The 6,722-nt window shown below is 36.3% G+C and carries 5 protein-coding genes; 2 read left to right on the top strand and 3 right to left on the bottom strand.

The annotated features are described in order from the left end of the window. The coding region (locus ACY65O_RS12425) for a GNAT family N-acetyltransferase (RefSeq protein ID WP_462221177.1) at nucleotides 1-272 on the top strand (272 nt) is incomplete at its 5' end. Nucleotides 273-328: 56 nt separating this feature from the next. Here ACY65O_RS12425 and ACY65O_RS12420 read toward each other — a convergent pair. The 3 genes from ACY65O_RS12420 to ACY65O_RS12410 form a co-directional block, all read right to left on the bottom strand. Next, a complete protein-coding gene (locus tag ACY65O_RS12420; RefSeq protein ID WP_462221176.1) occupies nucleotides 329-3,190 on the bottom strand; it encodes a S8 family peptidase in 2,862 nt (953 codons plus the stop codon). Between the two features lie 146 nt (nucleotides 3,191-3,336). Then, nucleotides 3,337-4,182, bottom strand: coding sequence for a M57 family metalloprotease (locus ACY65O_RS12415; RefSeq protein WP_462221175.1), 846 nt, complete (start codon nucleotides 4,180-4,182; stop codon nucleotides 3,337-3,339). Nucleotides 4,183-4,525: 343 nt separating this feature from the next. Then, the gene (locus ACY65O_RS12410) at nucleotides 4,526-6,169 is read right to left on the bottom strand and encodes a CotH kinase family protein (protein WP_462221174.1); all 1,644 of its coding nucleotides are present in this window, start codon (nucleotides 6,167-6,169) and stop codon (nucleotides 4,526-4,528) included. Between the two features lie 280 nt (nucleotides 6,170-6,449). On the opposite strand from ACY65O_RS12410, the gene ACY65O_RS12405 reads away from it, so the two are divergent. Further along, nucleotides 6,450-6,722 (top strand): hypothetical protein (locus ACY65O_RS12405; RefSeq protein WP_462221173.1); only part of this gene is annotated, 273 nt, incomplete at its 3' end.

Here is a 6,722-nt window from a genome sequence, read left to right as displayed (position 1 = left end):
TATTTGAAAACGAAAAATTAGTAGCCATGACAGGGCAGCGGCTGCATGTACAAAACTATACAGAGATCAGTGCGGTATGCACACATCCAGATCATACTGGCAAAGGCTATGCTAATACTTTAATGCAACATCAGTTACAGCTTATACTGCAACAGGGGCAACAGCCATTTTTACATGTAAGGGAAGATAATGAAAGAGCAATAGCGCTTTATAAAAGGCTGGGGTTTACCGCTAGCCGCCTAATGAATTTTTACTTTATGAAACGGTTGTAAACTTCAGAGACAGATTCTTTGCAGTTAATTTTTTATATTTATTATTCACCAAAAATTTAATACACAAAAATTTTACCGGTTTCCAAAACAGTATTATTGCCTGTCAATAATTTATAAATAATTATACCGGTGCTAAAAGATGATAATATAATGCGGTTAGGTAATGATGTATAACTTTTTAAAAGCCGTCCGCTAAAATCAAACAGCTGTAACTGGCTGCCGGAGGGTAAACCTTGCTGCAATATATAATTCAATTGGCTGTTACGGTTTATTGGGTTTGGGTAAAACAAAATATATTTATTGCCAGATGTTAATACAGAAATAATTTCTGTGTAAACAAAATTGCCATTATATAATTTAATTTTTGCCCTAAGGTATGTGTTACCCACAGCAAGAGCACCTGTGGTGTAATGATAACGTGTAGCAGTATTTTGCACTTTAACGCTGCCGTAAGTTTTTAACAGTTGGCCTGTTGCGCTCACTTCTTCAAAATAAATACTGTCGGCATAACCGGTAATGCTTAGCTCTGCAATTAAATCCAGTTTATTACCATCCAGCAAATTGTAGTAAAGCGTTTTGTAAAAACATTGCACGCCCTGTTGTGTAATATCAATAGCTATACTCCTGGCTGCAGGCAAATTATTATTTAGTACAGGTTGCACTGCATACACCTGCCATGGAAAACTATTGCGTTTAAATACCTGAAAAGTATCTGCAAGAGTAAAAACTGGTTTTAAATATGCACTGTCTGTTAATGCAAAAATATTGTAGCTGCTGGCATACACATGTTTATTCCACGAAAGACGAAATGAATCTGCACATAAAAAATCTACATTTAAATTACTTACTTTACTTATTATAAAACGTGGCGATAAAAAATCTCCAAATGCAGTCTCCATTTTTAACACTCCTTCGCTGGCAGTGTCTTTTATCAGCCAGTCAAATTTTTTGCTGTTCAACTTTTGTGCAGCTTTCAATAATTGCCATGCTGTACCATTGTTATAACTGATGTATAAGTTTGCGGTTTGATTGGTATCTGCAATATTTGTTTGCCATTTAATTATCAAATTTTCATTCTCCTGCCTGTTTACATCAGTTGTGTGCAACGGATTTGTAAACCGAAAAGTATTTAATGTATCAATACTAATGGCAACATTAAAAGGTATGGCTATTGTACTTACCATTGTGCCGGTAACTTTTACCTGATAATTTCCTGCTGCAGGAAATGCAATGCTTACCTGCTCGGCAGTATTTAACGAGTCTCTTTTTCGCATGGGTGTTTTATTCAGCGAATCGCTGCTGGCTGCAGCACTTAACACCCAGGGCCTGTAAACCTCTCCGGTATTAAGTTGTATCACTTCAAGGTCAATATCATTTGTAAGTGCTTTGTTATTGTTTACAGCTGCAGCGGTATCGTTATATGCCAGTGTAATTTTTAATTGAGCGGCATTTGCAGGCACAATAACTGTTTTTGTCCATTGCTGATTTTGTACAATGGTACTGCCCTCATATTTCTTCTGCAGTATTGCTTTTATTGCGGCATAACTGTTTAGTAAGCCATACCCCGTTTTGTAATCTGGGCCTGGGTTAAAAATATCTTCGGCAGTATTGTATAAAATAGCTTTTATTAAAGATGCTGCAGGAAGAGTTTGGTTGTTGCTGTCTTTATAGACTTGCTGCATAACCGCAATTGTACCGCTAACAATAGCTGCCGCATCAGATGTTCCGTTTGGACCTAAGGCTGTTATTTGAGGTGCCAATCTCCCATCGTACAAAGGCCCGGCCGAACTTTCTGGCGCAATATTTCCCCTGTTATCAATAGCGGCAACAGTAATAATATTTTTTGCCATTTTAAAATTACCTGTAAGGTTGGCATAGCCATTTATGTTAGCATATTTACCATCGGTTGCAAATGATGTACCCCTGTTACCGGCAGAAAAAACATGCAGCAGATTTTTATTTTGCCACAACTGTATATCATAGCTTACTGCCTCGGCACCGTAAAACTGTTGTATTGCCGTGCCATAAGAATGATTTTGTACCGTTACTTTATTTGTTGCCAGTATACCGGCATCATCAGCAAATAAATTAGCAAATGTACTGGGGAAAAATGTGCAGGCATTTGCAATACCACGGCCATCGTAAAAACTATTACCGGCACCACCAATTACGGAGGCAATAACAGTGGCATGGCTGGTAATAGTTGTTGCAGCAATTGAAGACGGCAAAATACGTTTGTATAAATCTAAATCCGTTGCCTCCATTTGCTGCTCTTTAACACCTGCAACAATATTTTTTCCATTTGCACCCGGCAGGATAAAATCCACTGCATTTATGCCATGAAAACTTCTGTTATAACCAATAATACCTGTTTCGGTATGTGCCTGTAACTGTATATCAGCAAAAATTATTTCGGGAAGGGAAAGTATTTTTTCTTTAAAAAAATTTGCACTGCATTTTATTATAACACTGTTTGAAGAACGGTTTACAGCAACCGGTTTTATGGATACATCATTTTTTTTTAAAGCAAATAAAACCGTATCTGCATTTATACCTGTAAGAATATAAGTATGCAGCCCGCCTGCATCCACCGCAGCAGATGGGGATAATTTCCAAAGGTTTGTTGCAGGTGCAAGTTTTAATTGATTAGCATATTTTGCTGATAGCGAAATATCATTAATCTTAACTATTGCTGTGTGTTCATCTATCTTTCTAATAACAGTTATTAATTCCGGCAGGGTATCTTTCCATTGACAAATAAAGTAAACAGGATGTGGTGTGTTAAGAACAAAACTTGTATCAGCAAATTTTTTAAAAGATGTATTACTTATAAATACTGTATTTTGCTGCGCTTTTACATAATACTGCAGCAGTATTAAATTACAGAGTAAAAGCAACCTTACTACTTTTTTTTTCATAAAACCCCATTTAAACATTTCACTGTAAAGTTTATATATTTATTGCTTACCAGAGGCATGCTGTAATATTATAAATCAATTTACAAAACAGCAAATAAAAAATCCCTTTCTTTTAAAAGAAAGGGATTACAAAAATGAAAGCTGTATTAATAAACATAATTTAAAGCTGTACCATCAGCAGTACTAAATGCCGGGTTACTATTGGTGCAGGCCATCATCCATGAATTATAAGAACCTGTAACTGTAGTTGGTGTGCCCGGGATATGCACAGCCCCAATGCCAGCAGAACCTTCATTGGAATTTTGTCCGCAGCTTGAGCGGTTCATATAATCAGTATGGCGGAAACCAATGCAGTGGCCAATTTCATGTGCCATCACTTCATCGGCCTTATTAGCTGTGCTTAAATAGCTTGTGGCGCAGCTGCTGGTGCTTAAAGTAAAGCCGCCAGATGGGTTACCGCTGGCTGTAGGAAAGCCCGAAGCCTGGCCTAAAATGCAACCGCCGGTAGAAGTAGTACCTAAATTAGCTCCTGTAATTACAATATTACCGCCTGTGGTTACCCGCTGAAAACGAATTTTTAAATTCAGGTTATTATAACGTGCCAGTGCCTGGTCTAAACCTGTAGAAAAATAAGAGGGAAAGCCAGAACCTAAACGCACAGTAATGATACGCTGGCCGGTTGTTGGTGTACTAACTACATTGGTAGTACGATAGTGTTCTTCATTAGCATAAATTAATTCATGCATGGGGCCTGTACCAGACATTTCCTGTAACTGAGCGGCAGACAAAAGAATATCCCCTTCAATTAAAAAATTGCCTTCCGCAGTTTTTTCTGCCCAGTTGCTATTAAAACCAGCCCCAACAACCATCTCTCTCTCCTGCTGAGATAAAGCAGAAGCATCTGCGTCAACATTATTAGACACTTTTTTACAACTTACAAAAGTACCTGCAAGCAAAATCGCAAAACCAGTTGTTCTAATTAGTTTTTTCATTTTAGTTTTGTTTAATGTTAAAAAAAAATTCTCTGTAATATAGAAACCTTTTTTTTAATAAAAATACCGGTACCTGTAAACTTATTAACAACTGTGGTTAAAAAATAAAAGCCCCGTCGGAGACAATACTTTTTACTTAGTGTTTTTACTATTTAGTATTTTACCTTTTACTCATTGTGGATCTAAATAATTTTGCAGTTTGTAAAATATCTGTCTAACATTTTTATACACATAATTAACTTTAATTAAAGTTATGTTGTACAAGGGTGTACCGCTTACTTGAAAGACTGTACTACTTAAAAGAATAGTAATACAATTCCCTTTTAAAAAAAGAATTAAAAATTTACTGCCGCACTACCCTTTCCAAAACCTTCTCGCCATCTTCGGTGGTAAAATAAAAATTGTACACTCCTGCCGCCCATTTTACTAATGAAAAATCAGAAAGAGAATTTATGCCAACTACCGCACTTATTTGTTTTGAATACACCACCTGCCCTATTGCATTACTAATTTGTAATTTTATAGTTTGTGTTTTTTTACTTTGTACCTGCACCTGTAAATTATTTTTAAACGGGCTGGGAAAAACTTTTATGATCATTGTTCCGTTTACATCTGCAGGCCAATCGGCACAGGCTCCGGTGTTGGGAATATTTGTATCCATCCAGCCTATTCTGCTGGTAAGCCATTGTTTTAATGTGCTTATTTCTTCCGCATAAGTTGTGGGTATGGGATTTGGATTGGGCCAAACATATTGCCCCAGTATGGGCCATTTTTGAAAATGCCGTTGTTGTGCTTCGCCTAACAATGTGTTGATGGAGTCAATTAAAAAATTAATGTGCTGGTTGCTTAAGCTTGTTTGCCGTAATTGTTTCCACCTGCAGCGCAGGTTTGATTTATAAGCACTGTCCTGCATAAAACGTTCCCACCAAAAAGGGATTAACCAGGTATCACTAGTACAAATGGAATTAAATTGGTAAGCCCATCCGCTGGTGCTGCTGCCTTCGCAATAATTAGCGTTTCTAAAAGCAATATCATAATCCCATACGGGGCCGGCAATAATTTTTCCCCCCTTGCTTTTTTTATCTTTATAAAAATAACTGCTCAGCCGGTAGCCATCCACATTGCGGCTTATTTCATTTAAAATATTGTAATCAATAAAAGAATTGATGTCGGCAAATTTTCTAAAGCCGGTTGCCGTATCCTGAAAGGAATTGCTGTTTAATGCCAGCTCAAAACTATCCACATAAGTTTTAATGTAATCTTTTTGTGGTGCAACTATATCAGCAGTTTTAGGATAGTAATAAATAAATTGTATTCGTTGATTACGTACCGCATTGTAAGGCTTTACCTGCGAAAACCAGCCTTCTTCACCGGCATCAATTTTATCAATCTTAAAAATATAGCCACCGGTTAAAGCATCTCCGCTTATATCGGAGGTTTTAAGTTTTGGTATATCAATTCTTGCAGCACCCCTTTTAATTTTTTCCATTAACACATATACACCAATATAATTATTGTTCAGCAGCACTTCCACATAACGGCAATGGGCAGCCCAATGTCCCATCCCGTTACTGATGGCATAAGCCAGTACATTATGCATTAAAGTTTTGTCGGTGTAAGGCGCATACAAAACCCAGTCGCTTTCCGTTGGCATACCTAAAATACTTTTGTTTACCGAAGCCCCTGCTGCATCCCAAAGCTCCACACTGTAACTTTTCATGGGGAACTGCTGCGATGATTTGCCCCTTATTTCAATACCAATTTTTCCATTGTAATTATTTTTTGTATCCGTTACATTATTACGTATGCCTGAACCATTGTATATTATGCCCATATCGGCCATAATTTTTGGATCGTCAGGAATGGCTTGCCCGTTAGTGTTTATAATTACAACAGGAAGATTTGAAGAAGTAAAAGTTTGTGCAGTAAGGATTGATGAGGTACAAAAATAAAATACCAGTATTGTAAAAAAATATTTTGCAGGCATATATTATCTTTTAAGAACGAAATTGCTGTTAAAGGTATAAAATTAAATGAGAGCGGTTGCATACGCAATATCTGTGGGTACATAAGAGGCTGCAAAAAATGCGTATCTTAAGTTTTAATACGTTTATGCAATAAAAATTCAAAAATTATTTTATGTAATACTGATCTTTTGTTTTGGCTGTAAAACCAATATTGATACTTCTGAAGAAATAATTAATAAATTCATTTTCAATAAAAAAGATTTTGAAATCTTACTGCAAGACTTAAAAAATAATCCTGTTGTGGATTCATTATACAGATCTATAAAAAGCATAGAAAGAAAGTCATCTGATTTTCCAACCGATATTTATTTACAGTTGAACAACTTAGGTGTCTCCCATGTTTATTTGCATTCAGGAGGTTGTGACAAACTTTTAAAAAAAGTATTTATTTTCAAAACCAACTGGAATTCAAAAGTGCCCATCATTGTTGATAATAATCCGCGTGATACCCTTAGAACAAAAGATAAATATTACAGTAAAGATCAAAATAACAATGAATTTTGGGGATTCGGT

This window comes from Ferruginibacter sp., assembly GCF_031430955.1.
GTDB lineage: Bacteria > Bacteroidota > Bacteroidia > Chitinophagales > Chitinophagaceae > Ferruginibacter.
The sequence above is the reverse complement of the archived record's forward strand: the minus strand, read 5'-3'. Positions and strand labels throughout refer to the sequence as shown.

Excerpts from the sequence above, each read along its gene's own strand:
- ACY65O_RS12415 (WP_462221175.1), bottom strand. The coding sequence starts at position 4,182 with ATGAAAAAACTAATTAGAACAACTGGTTTTGCGATTTTGCTTGCAGGT.
- ACY65O_RS12420 (WP_462221176.1), bottom strand. The coding sequence starts at position 3,190 with ATGAAAAAAAAAGTAGTAAGGTTGCTTTTACTCTGTAATTTAATACTG.
- ACY65O_RS12410 (WP_462221174.1), bottom strand. The coding sequence starts at position 6,169 with ATGCCTGCAAAATATTTTTTTACAATACTGGTATTTTATTTTTGTACC.